The sequence below is a fragment of the Pantoea sp. SOD02 genome, assembly GCF_024707505.1.
Classification (GTDB): Bacteria; Pseudomonadota; Gammaproteobacteria; order Enterobacterales; family Enterobacteriaceae; genus Pantoea; species Pantoea symbiotica.
This window is the reverse complement of record NZ_CP102605.1, coordinates 698,685-713,819: the sequence shown is the minus strand read 5'-3', so window position 1 is coordinate 713,819 and position 15,135 is coordinate 698,685. Positions and strand designations below refer to the sequence as shown.

Below are 15,135 nucleotides of genomic sequence, written 5' to 3'. Positions count from 1 at the left end.
CGCTATGGATCTGTTCATTATCTACGCCATTGAAGTGCTCAATGCCATCGCCGTGCTGGTGATCATGAGCGTTGGATTGGCGGTGGTGTTCGGCATGATGAAAATCGTCAATATGGCGCACGGCGAATTCATGATGCTGGGCGGCTACAGCGCCATTCTGGCCACCAATCAGTGGGGCGTGCCGATCTGGATCTCAATGCTGGTGATCGCGCCGCTTACCGTGGGCGTGTTTGGCGCGGTGATAGAGCGCGTGATTATCCGTCATCTGTACGGACGGATGATCGACACCATGCTGGCGACATGGGGGCTGAGTCTGGCGCTGATCGGTGCTGCCACCATGCTGTTCGGCAACACCACGCTGGGCATCAGTTCGCCGCTGCCCAGCGTCAGCATTGGCAATTACAGCACCAGCGGTTATTCGCTGTTCATGATTGTGTTTGCCGTCGGCTTGCTCGGTGCGCTGTGGCTGCTGCTGCGCTTTACCACCTTAGGTTTGTGCGCGCGCGCCACCATGCAGAATGCGCGCATGGCGGCGGCGCTCGGCAGCAATCCGGGCAAGATCTATAGCCTGACGTTTGGGCTCGGCGCGGCGCTATCGGGTTTGGGTGGCGCGCTGTTAGCGCCGATTACCGGCGTGATCCCAACCATTGGCGTCAGCTTTATCGCGAAAGCCTTTATCACGGTGATTGGCGGTGGCAGCGCCATCATCGCCGGTACGCTCTCCGCCTCCACGCTGTTCGGCACCATTTCGCAGCTGGTGACCTACTTCTCCACGCCGGTGTTTGGTGCAGTTGCGCTGTTGCTGAGCGCCATTGTGCTGCTGCGTTTGCTGCCGCAGGGCATCACCGGGCGCTTCTTCAGGAGATCGCTGTAATGAAACTGTTCTCGGAAAAGATCCAGATTATCGTCACCTCACTGGCGATGGTGCTGGTGGCGCTGTGGCTGTCAGGCGCGATCGAGCTCTACACCTTGCTGTCACTGACGGTGTTTCTGGTGATGGGCTTGTTGTCGCTCAGCCTGGCATTTATCTGGGGTTACGGCGGCATTTTGTGCTTCGGTCAGGCGGCGTTTTTTGGTTTAGGCGCTTATACCTATGCGATTTGCGCCATCAACTGGGGCGATTCGACCTGGGCGGTGGTAATGGCGGTGCTATTGCCAACGCTGTTCTCGCTACTGCTCGGCTATGTGATTTTTTATGGCGGCGTCAGCGATGTCTATCTCGGCGCTATCACGTTGGCAGTAAGTCTGGTGCTGTTTAACTGGGTCAACTCCACCTCCGGCAGCGAATATCACATCGGCGAAGCGCTGCTGGGCGGCTTTAACGGCATTCCCTCGGTGCCGACGCTTAATCTGCCGTTCCAGCCGGATGCCATCTTATCGCCTGAGGCGATCTTTATGGTCACCGCCGGATGTCTGGCACTTTGCTACGCCTTGCTGAAGTTCGTGCTGCTAAGCCGCTTTGGCAAAACCGTGGTGGCGATTCGCGAGAACGAGCAGCGCGCCGGATTGCTCGGCTACAACGTGCCGGCGCATAAGCTGGCGACTTTTGCCATCGGCGCGGCAATTGCTGGACTGGCGGGCTGTTTGTACGTGAACTGGGGCGCGTTTGTCAGTCCCGGCGTATTCAGCATCAGTCAGTCGGCGCAGATCATCATCTGGGTGATTGTCGGTGGACGCGGCACGCTACTTGGGCCGGTGATCAGCTGCGTGCTGTTGCAGTGGATGGTGACGCGGCTGGGCGCGCAGCAAACCGTGGATGTCAATTTAGTGCTCGGCGTAATCCTGGCGGTGTTTGTGTTGCTGATTCCGGGCGGTATTTTGCCGACGCTGCAGCGCCTGTGGCGGCGCAAGCGTCGTGCCGCCGCGCCCGCCAGCCGCGCGCAGGTCAGTGAGGTGAAACAATGACAACCAACGTGTTACTGGAAACCCGCAAAATGGGCGTCAGTTTTGGCGGCGTGCATGCGGTGAAAGAGGTGGATTTCACCTTACGTGAAGGCGAGTTGCGCTGCCTGATTGGCCCCAACGGTGCAGGCAAAAGCACCTTCTTCAAGATGCTGAGTGGCCAGGTAACGCCGACGCGCGGCGAGTGTCGCTATCGCGAACAGGTGATCTCCGGCAAACGACCATGGGAAATCGCGCGTTTGGGGATTGGCATCAAAACCCAGGTGCCGAGCGTGTTCGAAGGTTTAAGCGTGCGGGAAAACTTGTGGCAGGCGGCAGCCAATAAGCTGGCGAAAGCGGCGCTGCCAGCGGCGATTGAACAAGTGCTGGAGGATATCGGCCTGGTCGATCTGCAACATGCGGTGCTCTCGGAACTGGCACATGGTCAGCGGCAGTGGGTGGAACTGGGGATGATCCTGATCTCCAAACCGCAGCTGGTGCTGCTGGATGAACCGGCGGCGGGCATGACGCATCAGGAAGTGCGCAAAACCGCGCAGCTGATCAAGGCGATCAATCAGCAGAGCACTGTGGTGGTGGTGGAACACGACATGGAGTTCATCAGCATGATTGCGCAACAGGTGACGGTGTTTAACCAGGGCGCGGTGTTGGCGGAAGGCAGTTTCCGCGAGGTGACGCAAAATCCGCTGGTGAAAGAGGCGTATCTCGGCAATCTGGAGATTAAACATGCTTGAAATAAAAGAGATGGTTTCGGGCTACAACAAGATTCCGGTGCTGAACTTATCCGAGCTGTTTGTCGGCGCAAAATCGTTCACCGGCGTGCTGGGACGCAACGGCATGGGCAAAACCACGCTGCTGCGCACCATTATGGGCGAACTGCCAGCCTGGCAAGGCCGCATCGCGCTGAACGGCATCGATATTACTGGTTATCAGGCGCATCAGCGGGCGGTGGCGGGCATCGGTTTTGTACCGCAAGGACGACAGATTTTCCCGCAGCTGACGGTGGAGGAGAATCTGCGTATGGGCTGCGTGAAACACTTCTCCCGCGCCGGGCAGATTATCGAGCAGATGCTGGAATGTTTTCCGCGCCTGAAACGCCTGCTGGCGCAACCGGGCGGTGCGCTATCGGGCGGCGAGCAGCAGTTGCTGGCATTGGCGCGTTGCCTGTGCGGCCAGCCACAGTTGGTGCTGCTGGATGAGCCAACGGAAGGGATTCAACCAAATATCTGCGAGGAGATCATCGAGACGTTGCGGCGGCTGCGCCATGAGATGGATATTTCGATCATTCTGGTGGAGCAGGATATCGAGTTTCTCTATGCGCTGTCTGACCAGATTCATGTGATTGAGAAGGGGCAGATTGTGCAGAAGATCGATCCGAAAACCCAGTCGAGTGCCAGCGTGGCGGAGCAGTTTTTGGGGTTTCATGTTTGAGCATTATTCAAGGTGCGCATGAATGCGCACCCTACAAAACCGCTCCGCATCTTTGTCCGCCCTGACACAGCACCCGGCAGCATCAGCAAAGCACGGATTCAGCCGCTCGCTTACTGTGAGGCTTCCTCATTCGGGATGCGCATAGGGTGAACCATGACTGAACAATCATTACTGGCAACGCTTTCTGGTGTCCGGCTGCATATTTTCCATCCTGATTCACAGAGCGTGCGCGCGTTTTGCGCCTCGCTGACGCAGTTGGGCTGTCACGCGCAACACAGCTGGCCGCCTGCTGCATCAATCCCTGCGGATACGCAGCTGCTGCTGGTGGCGATCGATGTGCATCAGCAGCAGCCTTTATCCACTCTGTTCAACTGCGCGCGCGAACGGGATCTTCCCATCATCGCGCTGGCGGATAGCCACAACGCGCGGCTGTTTACGCTGCTGCTGCAACTTCAACCCAACGCCATCGCCGAGCGTGAGATCAATCCGTTTGCCTTGATTGTGCAGATGATCGGCACGCTACGAACCGTGCGTCATCACCAGCGGTTGCGTGCGGTGCAGCAGGCGCGTAAAGCGCGTGGGGAAAGGTTGGCGCAGGCCAAAGGCGTGCTAATGCAAACCTTCGGGCTGGATGAATCGGGGGCGTATCGCTTGATGCGCAGCGAAGCGATGAACACGCGCAGCAGCATGGAATACACCGCGGAGCGCGTAATCACCACGCTACAAAAGTAGCGGCGCGTCCGGCTGCCGTAACAGGCTGCTGGGCGTATAACCAAAGGCTTTGCGAAATGCCAGGCTGAAGTGCGACATATCGCTGAAGCCGTGATCCAATGCCACCTGGGTGATATTGCGCGCTTTGCCTTCGGCGAGAATGCGATGACACGCCTGTAAACGTTCCTGCCAGAGGAAGTTCATCGGCGTGGTGCCGTGGGCGGCAAACACCCGGCTGATGGTGCGCGGTGAGACGTGATGCGCATTGGCGATCTGCGCCACCGACAGCTCCGGCTCCTGCAGATTGTGGCGCAGGAAACTCACCACGCGCGAATACAGATCCGGCTTCAGCGCCTCTTCGCTGTGCTGCAAATTGACGCTGACCGAAATCATATTCAGCAGCGTATTGGCGAACTGTTCGGCCAGAAACGGGTTCTCGCGGTCGGGATTAAACACGAACGCTTCCTGTAAAAGTAGCTTGAGCGATGCCATGCCAGGGCGCGTAAGATCCAGGGTTTTGCCCGCCAGTTTGGCGGTGGCAGGCGCTTCCTTCTCCATGATGTGACGTGGCAGATGCACGATATTGATCGCCACATTCTCCATGGCAAAATCAAACGGCGTCGCGGCATCGTAAATCACCACGTCGCCCGCGCTGACGCGTGATTGGTTGCCATTCTGCCGCAGCGTGCCGCTGCCCGCGCAAACGTAGCCCAGATAGAAATCGTGATTAGGATGGCGGCGGATGCATTCTGGCGTGCGTTGCCACATCAGCGCGGTATGTGACACGTGATTGGCAATATCCATGTGACCGAGCATCGAATAGGCAAAGCTGCCGGAAAAAGTGCCGGAGTGCATCTGGCGCGCTTCGGCTTTGATCAGACGCGAACACACCGCATCACGCCAGGCATCGAAGCGATGGCGGTTATCGAGATCGTCGGTGGTGAAAAGCTCTTTCATATCAGCATCCCCTAAACATGGCGAAAAAGGGCGGAAGTCAGGGAGTTAAAGCAAGTTTCAGGCCATGAGCGGGTGAAATGACCGCCCCGATGCTGTCGGGGCGGTGAAGGCGGCGGATTTACAACGCAGGATGCTGTTTGTGCCAGTCGGTAACCTGCTGGTAGGCCCACGCGCCCTGGATCATGGTGGTTTCGGCGAAATGTGCCGCGACCAGCTGGAAGCCAATCGGTGCGCCGCTGGCGGTTTTGCCGCACGGCAAGGTGATGGTGGGATGTCCGCTGGCGTCAAATGCACTGGTATAGCGCAGTACGCCGTTAAACAGTGCCTGATCGGTACCAAAACGGGTCATGGTGTCCCAGGTCAATCCGGCATACGCGGTGGCCGGTGCCAGAATCAGATCAACCTGAGTAAAGAGCGCGGAGATATCGCCGCGCAGCGCCGCACGGCTGAGCAGCAAGCGCTGATACTCCAGCGCGGTGACGCTGTGACCGAGATCGAGCAGGCCAGCGAGGCCCGGACCGTATTGATCTTTCTGCGCCGGATAAGTGTCTTCATGCGCCAGCGCAGTTTCCACGGCGCAGAGTGCGCTCCACTCGGCGGCGGCTTTTTCGGTATCGGGCAAGGTGATATCCACCAGCGTCGCGCCGAGCGAACTCAAGGTGGCGATCGCCGATTGCAGCGCGGCGCGGGTTTCCTCGTCGACTTTCTCCAGCGCCCAGTTTTTATCTACGCCAATGCGCATCTTGCTAATGCCGCGCGTCATCAACGCCAGATAATCCGGCACCGGTTCGCTGCTGGAGGTGGGATCTTTGTCATCGCGACCGGCAATTGCCTGCAACATGGCGGCGGCATCGGCGGCGTTACGCGCCATCGGACCGACATGATCCAGTGATGCCGCCAGTTCACAGGCACCGTGACGCGTGACGCGGCCCCACGTCGGTTTAATGCCGGTCAGGCCGTTGGCGTTGGAGGGAAAACGAATCGAACCGCCGGTATCGGTGCCAATCGAGCCGAAGCATAAACCTGCGGCGGTGGCGACGCCGGATCCGCTGGAGGAGACGCCGGTCCACAGCGCGCTGCCCCACGGATTATTGGGACGGGCGATGTCAGGATGGTGATCGGCGAAGGCGCTTTCGGTTTGCGTCAGCTTGCCGAGAATCACCGCACCTGCCGCGCGAAAGCGCTCCACCAAGGTAGAGTCTTCAGTTGGGTAACGATCTTTGTGGATGATCATGCCGTGGCTGGTGGGCGCATCTTTTGTCCAGATCAGATCTTTGAGCGCGATGGGTACGCCGTGCAGCGGTCCGCGCATTTTGCCCTGGGCGATTTCGGCGTCGGCTTCAGCCGCCTGTTGCAGCGCGCTGTCGCGCATCACGTAGAAGTAGCTGTGCAAGTCGCGATCGAGCGTGTCGATACGCGTCAGCAGGGTTTGTGTGACCTCCACCGAAGAGATTTCGCCCGACTGAATCATGCGGCCAATTTCCAGCAAGCTTTTGTAATGCAGGTTGTTCATCGTGACCTTACCTCGTGAGTGAGAGATGTGTTGATGAATAACGTAAGTCACTGCGTGAAGTGCGGCTGTGTTTAGGCGGACAGATGATATGTCTGGAATGACAGGTTGGGAGGTTGTGGTGAGAAGGTCGCCATGAATGGCGCCCCTACAGTAGGGTCGCCATTTATGGCGACCGAATAATGTAAAGGTTGCTAAAGCTGCTCACTAATACGCCGATAACACTCAGGAATAGTACACAACGAGGATTATTTTCATGCTAAATGGGATTGGCAGCAGCGTACTGAGAAATTTAATCGCATCGAATGCGGTGGTGACGCCAGCGGTAAACAACAAATCCGCGCAAAACGCCCTGACGGCGGAGGCGTCCACCAAAGTCACCTTCAGCGAGGCGAGTGACGCCATCGCTGCTATTTACAAAATCGAGCCCGCGCAGGTCAAAAGTTCCGTTGATGTCACCAGCAGCCTGCAAGCGCAGCTCAACGGTGCCGCACATGCCAGCGGCGTCGGCATGAACGGTCTCGGCAGCACCTTACTGAGCAATCTGGCCAGCAATCGCGGCGACGTAACCTTGAGCGTGCCAGCGACCGAAGCGGTGAGCGGCGCAAAGAACAGCAGCCAAAGTGCGCTGGCACTGACCATCACTACGCAATCTGGCGTGCAGGTGAGTTTGCAGATGACGCGTCAGCAGGGCGGCTTGGTGGTGGAGCTAAAAACCAGCGGCGGCCAGCTGAGCAATGATGAAGCGGCAGCGATGGGGCAACTGTCAGCAGGCTTGCAAAAAGCGCTGGATGGCCTGGATGGCAGCACCACCAAACTTGATATCAGCGATCTGATGAAGTTTGATAGTTCAGTGCTGAAAAGCGTCGATTTGAAGACCGATCTGCGGAATGGCAATAACGTCACGCAATCTCTGAATCTGCATGCCGACGATCAGGAGCGCTGGCTTGGTTTCCATAACGGCGATGTCAGCATCAAACTTGATACTGATATGTCGAAACTGACCCAGGCGGGCAGCGCGGCACAGCAGGCGGCGGCACTGGATCAGTGGAGCAGCAAATTCGATCAGGCAGCTTCGCGCGGCCATGGCGATAGTGACATGCTGACACTGTTTAAAGACAGCTTCCGCGCGCTCAATACCACCGAAGGTAAAGCGGCGGAAAGCATCAATACCCAGCGCGTGAAGTCAATTGATGCCAATGCGGCGAAGAACGGCGCGATCAGCGGATTGGCGGACTTCTCGGCTACGTATCAGCAGACGCCGGTTTCCGGAAATCCATATAAGCCAGAAGAGCAAGACACCTTCTCACTGAACGTGGCGCAAAAAACCGCTTCGCAAACGCATGGCGATACCCAGGATTTGACCCAGCAAACGCTGTTTAAACTCAAGGCCAGCTTCCACACCGCGCTGGATTCTGCCTCGGCGGTGAAATTGACCGAACAGAAGTCGTCGCAAAACTATAAGTACCATTTGATTGATGACGAAGAGCGCAGCCAGACTTCGGTGACGCAGAATAAGAAAGGCGATTTGACCGCGAATTATTCCCAGCAGCTGACGCAAAATGAGACGGTGCAAACCTATCAGCTGGCGAAGTTGATCGATAGCGTGCAGATCCCGCACAGCGCGAAAAACGAATTCACCCAAAGTTTCGCCGCCGCGCAGTTTGATGCACAAATATAAAATCGTAGGGTCGCCATTAATGGCGACCTTATATAATCCCGCACAATTCCGTAGGGTCGCCATTTATGGTGACCTTGTAAAATTCCGCACAATGCTATGAGGTCGCCATTAATGGCGACCCTACGGGATATGCATTATTTAAATTTTGATTGCGTTATTTGATCTTAAGAATTACTCGCCGCTTTTTTATACTCGCTAATTGCCCGCAGCGCCGCTGCTAGCCTGTTGTTGTGCTTAATTAAATCCATAGCTTAATAATGGCAACACATTGCCGGATATAGCATAACCGCGCTATTTACTTGTTTTAACCCCGCTGATTATCATCGCTTTCAATCCGTTATTCATTCCACGGCCTGCTGACTTTTTCAGTGCAGGCTTACACTTCGCTGTGCAGTAAAAGTGAAATCAGCTATGACGCAAAACAGTGACGAGATTATTAACCGCGCGGCGGTATTAAATAGCGATGAACAAGCCATCGCTGCCGCACGCCATCTGGCCGAGCAGGCAAAAGGCGGCGCAGTTGAACGCGATCAGCAACGCATCTATCCCATCGCGCTGCTCAACCAGTTCACCGCGTTGGGACTTGGCAGCATCAGCGTGCCACGCGAATTTGGCGGTGCAGGTTTGTCGTACCAAACCATGGCCGAGGTGTTTCGTCTGATCTCCGCCAGCGATCCGTCGCTGGGGCAGATCCCGCAAAACCACTTTGGTCTGATTCAGTTCATCCTCGGCGAAGGTTCGGCGGCGCAACAGCAGCAACTGCTGAGCGCGGTGGTGCAGGGCAAGCGTCTTGGCAACGGCGGGCCGGAGAAAAACACCAAACACACGCGTGATGTGCAGGCACAGCTGGTGACAACGTCACAGGGCCTGCAGCTCACCGGCGAGAAGTTCTACTCCACTGGCGCGTTGTTCGCCGACATTCTGGTCACCACCGCAATGCACGATCAGCAGCCGAAGATGGCCTTTATTCCGCTGCCAGCATCGGGCGTAGAGATTATTGATGACTGGTCCGGTATCGGCCAGCGCACCACCGCCAGCGGCACGGTGAAACTGCAGCAGGTTGCGGTAGATTCGGCGTTATTGATGTCGCTGCCCGCAGCCGAAAAACCGACGCTGCGCGGTGCGGTTTCCCAGCTGATTCAGGCGGCGATTGATGCAGGCATTGCGCAAGGCGCGCTGGATGAGGCGCTGGAGTTTGTGCGCAGCAGCTCGCGACCTTGGGTGGATGCCAATGTCAGCCGCAATGCCGACGATCCCTACATCCTCGCCGATGTGGGCCGCATCAGCACCGAACTGAGCGCCGCCAACGCACTGCTAACGCGTGCCGCCCGCGTGCTTGACAGCATCGATCAACAGGCGCTGACCGCCGAAAACTGCGCGCGCGCCTCGATTGCGGTAGCGGAAGCTAAAGTACTCACCACCGAAGTGGCGCTGCGGGCCAGCGAGAAACTGCTGGAATGGGGCGGCAGCCGCGGCACTTTGCTGCGCCACGGACTCGATCGTCACTGGCGCAATGCGCGCACCCACACTTTGCACGATCCGGTGCGCTGGAAAACCCACGCTATCGGCAACTATTACCTCAATGATGCGCTGCCTGCGCGTCATGCGTGGATTTAAGGAGCAACCATGACGCAGGTATCGCCCAAACAGCGCGCATCGCGCATCACCCATGCCCAACAGGCCTTGCAGGTCGCGCAGGAACTGGCGGAACGTTTTCGTGCCGGTTCAGCCCAGCGCGACCGCGAACGTGAACTGCCGCACGCTGAATTGCAGCAGCTGTTTCAATCCGGGCTCGGTGCCATCACCGTGCCGCGTGACTTTGGCGGCATTGAGATTTCTACCGCCGAACTGGCCGGGATTTTCGTGATATTGAGCGCCGCCGACGGATCGATTGGTCAGGTGCCGCAGAACCATTTTTACGCGCTGGAAGTGCTGCGCATCAACGGCAGCGAGGCGCAGAAACAGTGGCTCTACGCAGAGGTGCTGGATGGCGTGCATCACGGTAATGCGCTGGCGGAATTCAGTTCGCCTGCCGCGCATCAGCGTTCCACGGCGGTTTCACAGCAGGCGGAAGGATTGCGCCTCAACGGCAACAAGTTTTACTGCACCGGCGCGCTGTATGCCGACCGTATTCCGACGCTGGCGATTGCCGATGACGGCAAAGAGCAGCTGGTGTTTGTGCCGCGCCATCAGCATGGCGTTAACGTGATTGATGACTGGAGCGGTTTTGGTCAGCGCACCACCGGCAGCGGCAGCGTGCAGTTCCGCGATGTGGCGATTGGGCCAGAGGATGTGGTGCCGTTCCAGACGGCATTTGAGCGTCCGAGCACCGTTGGGCCATTCGCGCAGATTATGCATGCGGCTATCGATCAGGGCATTGCGCGGGCGGCGTTTGAAGACATGCTCGATTTTCTGCGTCAGCGCGCGCGACCATGGCCGGACAGCGGCGTCGAACGCGCCAGCGACGATCCGTTGACGCTCGATCGCACCGGTCGTCTGGCCGCACGTCTGAGCGCGGGCGATGCACTGCTGGCGATTGCCGGTGATGCGGTTGACGTGGCGCAGCGCGATCCCAGTGCCGAAAACGTGGCGCTGGCGTCGGTGGAAGTCGCGAAAGCGCGCGCCTGGACCACGGAAGTGTCGCTGGAGGCCAGCAATCTGCTGTTTGAACTCGGCGGATCGCGTTCCAGCCTGCGCGAAAACAACTTCGACCGCCACTGGCGCAATGCGCGCACCCACACCTTGCACGATCCGGTGCGCTGGAAATATCCGGCAATCGGCAACTATCTGCTGAATGGCGTGTTGCCGCCGCGTCGGGGGACGATATGAGTCAAAAACAGATTCTGCTTAACGCGTTCAATATGAACTGCGTTGGGCACATTCATCACGGTATGTGGACGCATCCGCAGGATCGTTCGGTGGATTTCAACTCGCTGGATTACTGGCTGGATCTGGCGCGGTTGCTGGAGCGCGGGCTGTTTGATGGGCTGTTTATCGCCGACATTCTCGGCGTGTATGACGTCTATCAGCAAGGCATTGGCCTGACCGCTAAAGAGTCGATTCAGCTGCCGGTAAACGATCCGCTAATGCTGATTTCCGGCATGGCCAGCGTGACACAACATCTGGGTTTTGGCGTGACCGCCAACCTGAGTTATGAAGCGCCGTATCCGTTCGCACGCCGGCTTTCCACACTCGATCACCTGACCAAAGGGCGCATCGGCTGGAACATCGTTACCGGTTATCTCGATAGCGCCGCGCGTGCCATGGGCCAGCAACAGCTGCTGGCGCACGACCGCCGCTACGATCAGGCCGATGAGTTTCTCGATGTCACCTACAAGTTATGGGAAGGCAGTTGGCAGGATGATGCGCTGGTGCAGGATAAAGCCCATCGGCGCTACGCCGATGCCAGCAAAATCCATCAAATCAATCATCAGGGCGAGTTTTATCAGGTGCAAGGTTATCACCTGAGCAGCCCGTCGCCGCAGCGTACGCCGCTGCTGTTCCAGGCCGGTTCCTCGGCGCGCGGCGTGCAGTTCGCCGGACGTCACGCCGAGTGCAGCTTTGTCAATGCCGCGTCACCTGCCGCAATGCGCGAGCAATCGACGCGTTTGCGTCAGGCGGCGGTGGCTGCCGGACGCCATCCTGACGATCTGCGCATTTTTATGGGCGTCAGCGTGATTGTCGCGCCCACCGAACGCGAAGCGCAGGAGAAGCATAAAAACTATCTCGAATACGCCAGCCCTGAAGCCGGTATCGCGCACTTCTCCAGCTCGATTGGCCTGGATCTGGCGGCGTTCGAACTGGATGAGCCGATTCAAACCGGCGACACGCGTGCCATTGAATCAGTGAGCAAAGCTTTCAGCGGCTGGACGCGCCGTCGTTTGCTGGAGCAGCACGCGATGGGCAGCCGCTATCCGCTGATCGTCGGTAATCCGAGTCAGGTCGCGGATGCGTTGATAACGTGGATCGATGAAGGCGATATCGACGGCTTTAACCTGACGCGCATCCTCAATCCGCAGAGCTACCGCGATTTTATCGATCTGGTGGTGCCGGAAATACAGCAGCGCGGCCGCTTCAAGACCGCGTATCAGCCCGGTTCGTTACGGCAGAAAATTTTTCAACAGCAGGACCGCTTGCCCGATCGCCATCCGGCGGCGCGCTGGCGCGACGGCGTTAACCTTCGTTAATTTAACCTCAGGGATCTGATATGAACATTGCACGTCATTTTGCGCTGGCTGCCAGCGTCGCACTGCTGGCGTTTAGCGCCGTCGCCGCCGAAAACTACAGCGGACCGCTGAAAGTCGGCACTACCGCCGCCTTTGCGCCGCCGCTGGAAACCGCCGTTGCCGAAGCTAAGAAACAAGGCTTAAACGTTGAGCTGGTGGAGTTCACCGACTGGACCGCGCCGAACGTCAGCGTGGAAAACGGTGATATCGACGTGAACCTGTTCCAGCACAAACCGTTCCTTGAGAACGCCAATCAGCAGGGCGGATTCCATCTGGTGCCGTTCGCGCCAGCGATCATCAATAACATCGGTCTCTATTCGAAGAAACATACCGCGATTGACCAGATTCCCGATGGCGGCACGGTGGCGATTGCCAACGACCCGATTAACGGCGCGCGCGGCCTGCTGCTGCTGCAAAAAGCCAGGCTGATTACTTTAAAACCAGGCGCGGGCCTCAAATCTACCGTGGATGACATCGTCAGCAATCCGAAGCATCTGAAGATTATTGAAGTGGAGGCGGTGCAGCTGTCGCGTTCGCTGGATGAAGTCGATTTAGCGCAGGGTTATCCACACTATCTGCGTCTGTCGAAGACCATCGACCCAAACAGTGCGCTGCTGTTTGATGGGCTAGAGCATCCGGAATACGTGATTCAGTTCGTGATCCGTGACGGTCATCAGAACGATCCGCGCCTGGCGAAGTTCGTTGATATCTACCAGCATTCGCCGGTGGTGCGCGCCAAACTTGATGATTTCTACGGCAAGCTGTATCAGCCGGGCTGGAGCCAGTAAGCATGGTGAGCCTGACGCTACCCGGCGAGCGCGATGCGCTGCTGTCACCGACGGCTGAGACGGCAGGGAAAATCCACGTGCAGATTCGTGGCTTGAGTAAACGCTATCCGGGACAGACTCAGGACGCGCTGAAAGCCGTCGATCTGCAGGTTAAGCGCGGCGAGATTTTCGGCATCATTGGGCGCAGCGGCGCGGGGAAATCGACGCTGATTCGCTGCCTTAATCGGCTGGAAAATCCCACTCGCGGTCAGGTGGTGATTGACGGTATCGATCTCGGCACGCTGAGCGATCGTCAACTGGTGGATTGGCGACGCGGTACCGGCATGATTTTTCAGCACTTCAATTTGCTATCGGCAAAAACGGTGCGGGAAAACATTGAGCTGCCGATGAAAGTCGCGGGCGTTCCTGCGGCGGAGCGGCGGCGCAAAGTGGATGAACTGCTGGCGCTGGTCGGCCTTGAACAGCGCCAGCACGCGTGGCCTGCGCAGCTATCCGGCGGGCAGAAGCAGCGCGTCGGCATTGCGCGCGCGCTGGTGCACGATCCGGAACTGCTGCTGTGTGATGAAGCCACGTCGGCGCTCGATCCGGAAACCACGCGCTCGATTCTGGCGCTGCTGAAGAAGATCAATCAACAGCGCCACATCACCATCGTGCTGATTACTCATGAAATGGATGTGGTGCACGATCTCTGTCATCAGGTGGCGGTGATCGATCAGGGCGAAATCATTGAGCGCGGGCCGGTGTGGCAGGTGTATAGCGATCCGCAGCAAGAAACTACGCGCCAGTTGCTAAATCCGCAGTTCAGCGCGTTGCCGGAAGCCATTCAACCGCTGCTGACGCCGACGCGCGAGCGTGGAGATTCACGCTTGTTGGTGCGTTTACGCTACACCGGGCAAGGCGCGCAGCCGGATTTAGCGGCGCTGAGTGCGCGAGTTGGCGGGGAGCTGACGCTTATTTATAGCGCGGTGGAGTGGGTGGATAGCAAACCGACCGGGCAAATGTTGCTGCTGCTCGATGCACAGCATGACGCGGACGCCGCGCGGACGCTGTTAACCCCGATTACGGATCAACTGGAGATACCGGGCTATGTCACTGGCTATTGATCGTTTGTGGATTGGGCTGCTGGATACGCTGCTGATGGTGGGCGTGTCGTCGCTGTTGGCGTTGGCGCTGGGTTTGCCGATGGCGGTGATTCTGGTAGTGACCGGACGCGGCGATCTGTTTCCCAACCCGCTGCTGAATCGCGTGCTGGGCTGGGTGGTGAACCTGTTCCGCTCGATCCCGTTTTTAATTCTGATGGTGGCGCTGATTCCGTTTACTCGCTGGATCGTCGGCACCACCTACGGCGTGTGGGCGGCAGTGGTGCCGCTGACATTGGCTGCGACGCCGTTCTTTGCGCGCATCGCCGAAGTGAGTTTGCGCGAAGTGGATAAAGGGCTGACCGAAGCGGCGCAGGCGATGGGTTTCCATCGCTGGCATATTATCTGGCATGTGTTGCTGCCCGAAGCGCGGCCCGGCATTGTCAGCGGATTTACCATTACGCTGGTGACGATGATTAACGCCTCGGCAATGGCAGGTGCGATTGGCGCGGGTGGGTTGGGGGATTTGGCGTATCGCTACGGTTATCAGCGTTTTGATATGCAGGTGATGCTGACGGTTATTGTGGTGCTGGTGGCGCTGGTGACAGTGCTGCAGTTTTTTGGTGACAGGTTGTCGCGCAGGTTGAATCACCGTTAGGTGCGGTGTTTGGGCTGGTCGCCATGAATGGCATAATGCCGCTCAGTTAAGCGCAGAGCGACTTTCATTCGCCATTTGCTGAGGCAGTTGCAGTACCCTGGTGCGGCGACCGAGCAGAGGGCGTCTGGCCACGCCCTCTGCACTCCCGGGCCCTGCGCCAGCCCAACCCGCCGCTTCGCGGTACCTTCACTCATT

At 58.1% G+C, this 15,135-nt stretch carries 14 protein-coding genes; 12 read left to right on the top strand and 2 right to left on the bottom strand.

Annotated elements, in window-relative coordinates:
- The first annotated feature begins 4 nt into the window (after positions 1–4).
- The 5 genes from NR302_RS22800 to NR302_RS22780 all read left to right on the top strand — a co-directional run bounded on the left by NR302_RS22800 (position 5) and on the right by NR302_RS22780 (position 4,062).
- Complete coding sequence (locus NR302_RS22800; protein ID WP_061719130.1) at positions 5–874, top strand: branched-chain amino acid ABC transporter permease; 870 nt, start codon at positions 5–7, stop codon at positions 872–874.
- Positions 874–1,905: a branched-chain amino acid ABC transporter permease gene (locus NR302_RS22795; RefSeq protein WP_258145397.1), complete on the top strand. Its 1,032-nt coding sequence runs from the start codon at positions 874–876 to the stop codon at positions 1,903–1,905. Before NR302_RS22800 ends, NR302_RS22795 begins: the two co-directional genes overlap by 1 nt.
- Complete coding sequence (locus tag NR302_RS22790) at positions 1,902–2,633, top strand: ATP-binding cassette domain-containing protein (RefSeq protein WP_154157524.1); 732 nt, start codon at positions 1,902–1,904, stop codon at positions 2,631–2,633. Before NR302_RS22795 ends, NR302_RS22790 begins: the two co-directional genes overlap by 4 nt.
- Positions 2,626–3,330: an ABC transporter ATP-binding protein gene (locus tag NR302_RS22785; RefSeq protein ID WP_258145395.1), complete on the top strand. Its 705-nt coding sequence runs from the start codon at positions 2,626–2,628 to the stop codon at positions 3,328–3,330. Before NR302_RS22790 ends, NR302_RS22785 begins: the two co-directional genes overlap by 8 nt.
- Before the next feature lie 153 nt (positions 3,331–3,483).
- Positions 3,484–4,062 (top strand): ANTAR domain-containing response regulator, encoded by a 579-nt coding sequence (locus NR302_RS22780; RefSeq protein ID WP_258145394.1) that lies wholly within the window; start codon positions 3,484–3,486, stop codon positions 4,060–4,062.
- Here NR302_RS22780 and NR302_RS22775 read toward each other — a convergent pair.
- Both NR302_RS22775 and NR302_RS22770 read right to left on the bottom strand, forming a co-directional pair.
- A complete protein-coding gene (locus NR302_RS22775) occupies positions 4,051–4,998 on the bottom strand; it encodes a helix-turn-helix domain-containing protein (RefSeq protein ID WP_258145393.1) in 948 nt (315 codons plus the stop codon). The two genes, NR302_RS22780 and NR302_RS22775, sit on opposite strands and share 12 nt — an antisense overlap.
- 118 nt (positions 4,999–5,116) lie before the next feature.
- A complete protein-coding gene (locus NR302_RS22770) occupies positions 5,117–6,511 on the bottom strand; it encodes an amidase (RefSeq protein ID WP_258145392.1) in 1,395 nt (464 codons plus the stop codon).
- 253 nt (positions 6,512–6,764) lie between these two features.
- Between NR302_RS22770 and NR302_RS22765 the strand changes: the two genes are divergently transcribed.
- The 7 genes from NR302_RS22765 to NR302_RS22735 all read left to right on the top strand — a co-directional run bounded on the left by NR302_RS22765 (position 6,765) and on the right by NR302_RS22735 (position 14,940).
- Entirely contained in the window at positions 6,765–8,189 is a 1,425-nt protein-coding gene (locus NR302_RS22765; RefSeq protein WP_258145391.1) for a hypothetical protein, read from the top strand.
- A gap of 411 nt (positions 8,190–8,600) precedes the next feature.
- Positions 8,601–9,806: an SfnB family sulfur acquisition oxidoreductase gene (locus NR302_RS22760; protein ID WP_258145390.1), complete on the top strand. Its 1,206-nt coding sequence runs from the start codon at positions 8,601–8,603 to the stop codon at positions 9,804–9,806.
- Positions 9,807–9,815: 9 nt separating this feature from the next.
- Positions 9,816–11,018 (top strand): SfnB family sulfur acquisition oxidoreductase, encoded by a 1,203-nt coding sequence (locus tag NR302_RS22755; RefSeq protein ID WP_258145389.1) that lies wholly within the window; start codon positions 9,816–9,818, stop codon positions 11,016–11,018.
- The gene (locus tag NR302_RS22750; RefSeq protein ID WP_258145388.1) at positions 11,015–12,376 is read left to right on the top strand and encodes an LLM class flavin-dependent oxidoreductase; all 1,362 of its coding nucleotides are present in this window, start codon (positions 11,015–11,017) and stop codon (positions 12,374–12,376) included. The genes NR302_RS22755 and NR302_RS22750 overlap by 4 nt, the downstream gene beginning before the upstream one ends.
- Before the next feature lie 20 nt (positions 12,377–12,396).
- Positions 12,397–13,203: a MetQ/NlpA family ABC transporter substrate-binding protein gene (locus NR302_RS22745; protein ID WP_008109369.1), complete on the top strand. Its 807-nt coding sequence runs from the start codon at positions 12,397–12,399 to the stop codon at positions 13,201–13,203.
- A gap of 2 nt (positions 13,204–13,205) precedes the next feature.
- Entirely contained in the window at positions 13,206–14,306 is a 1,101-nt protein-coding gene (locus tag NR302_RS22740) for a methionine ABC transporter ATP-binding protein (RefSeq protein WP_258145386.1), read from the top strand.
- Positions 14,290–14,940, top strand: a complete 651-nt coding sequence (locus NR302_RS22735) for a methionine ABC transporter permease (RefSeq protein WP_258145385.1) — start codon at positions 14,290–14,292, stop codon at positions 14,938–14,940. Before NR302_RS22740 ends, NR302_RS22735 begins: the two co-directional genes overlap by 17 nt.
- The last annotated feature ends 195 nt before the right edge of the window (positions 14,941–15,135 follow it).

Coding starts and splice junctions, on each gene's coding strand:
- NR302_RS22800 (WP_061719130.1), top strand. CDS start 5: ATGGATCTGTTCATTATCTACGCCATTGAAGTGCTCAATGCCATCGCC.
- NR302_RS22795 (WP_258145397.1), top strand. CDS start 874: ATGAAACTGTTCTCGGAAAAGATCCAGATTATCGTCACCTCACTGGCG.
- NR302_RS22790 (WP_154157524.1), top strand. CDS start 1,902: ATGACAACCAACGTGTTACTGGAAACCCGCAAAATGGGCGTCAGTTTT.
- NR302_RS22785 (WP_258145395.1), top strand. CDS start 2,626: ATGCTTGAAATAAAAGAGATGGTTTCGGGCTACAACAAGATTCCGGTG.
- NR302_RS22780 (WP_258145394.1), top strand. CDS start 3,484: ATGACTGAACAATCATTACTGGCAACGCTTTCTGGTGTCCGGCTGCAT.
- NR302_RS22775 (WP_258145393.1), bottom strand. CDS start 4,998: ATGAAAGAGCTTTTCACCACCGACGATCTCGATAACCGCCATCGCTTC.
- NR302_RS22770 (WP_258145392.1), bottom strand. CDS start 6,511: ATGAACAACCTGCATTACAAAAGCTTGCTGGAAATTGGCCGCATGATT.
- NR302_RS22765 (WP_258145391.1), top strand. CDS start 6,765: ATGCTAAATGGGATTGGCAGCAGCGTACTGAGAAATTTAATCGCATCG.
- NR302_RS22760 (WP_258145390.1), top strand. CDS start 8,601: ATGACGCAAAACAGTGACGAGATTATTAACCGCGCGGCGGTATTAAAT.
- NR302_RS22755 (WP_258145389.1), top strand. CDS start 9,816: ATGACGCAGGTATCGCCCAAACAGCGCGCATCGCGCATCACCCATGCC.
- NR302_RS22750 (WP_258145388.1), top strand. CDS start 11,015: ATGAGTCAAAAACAGATTCTGCTTAACGCGTTCAATATGAACTGCGTT.
- NR302_RS22745 (WP_008109369.1), top strand. CDS start 12,397: ATGAACATTGCACGTCATTTTGCGCTGGCTGCCAGCGTCGCACTGCTG.
- NR302_RS22740 (WP_258145386.1), top strand. CDS start 13,206: ATGGTGAGCCTGACGCTACCCGGCGAGCGCGATGCGCTGCTGTCACCG.
- NR302_RS22735 (WP_258145385.1), top strand. CDS start 14,290: ATGTCACTGGCTATTGATCGTTTGTGGATTGGGCTGCTGGATACGCTG.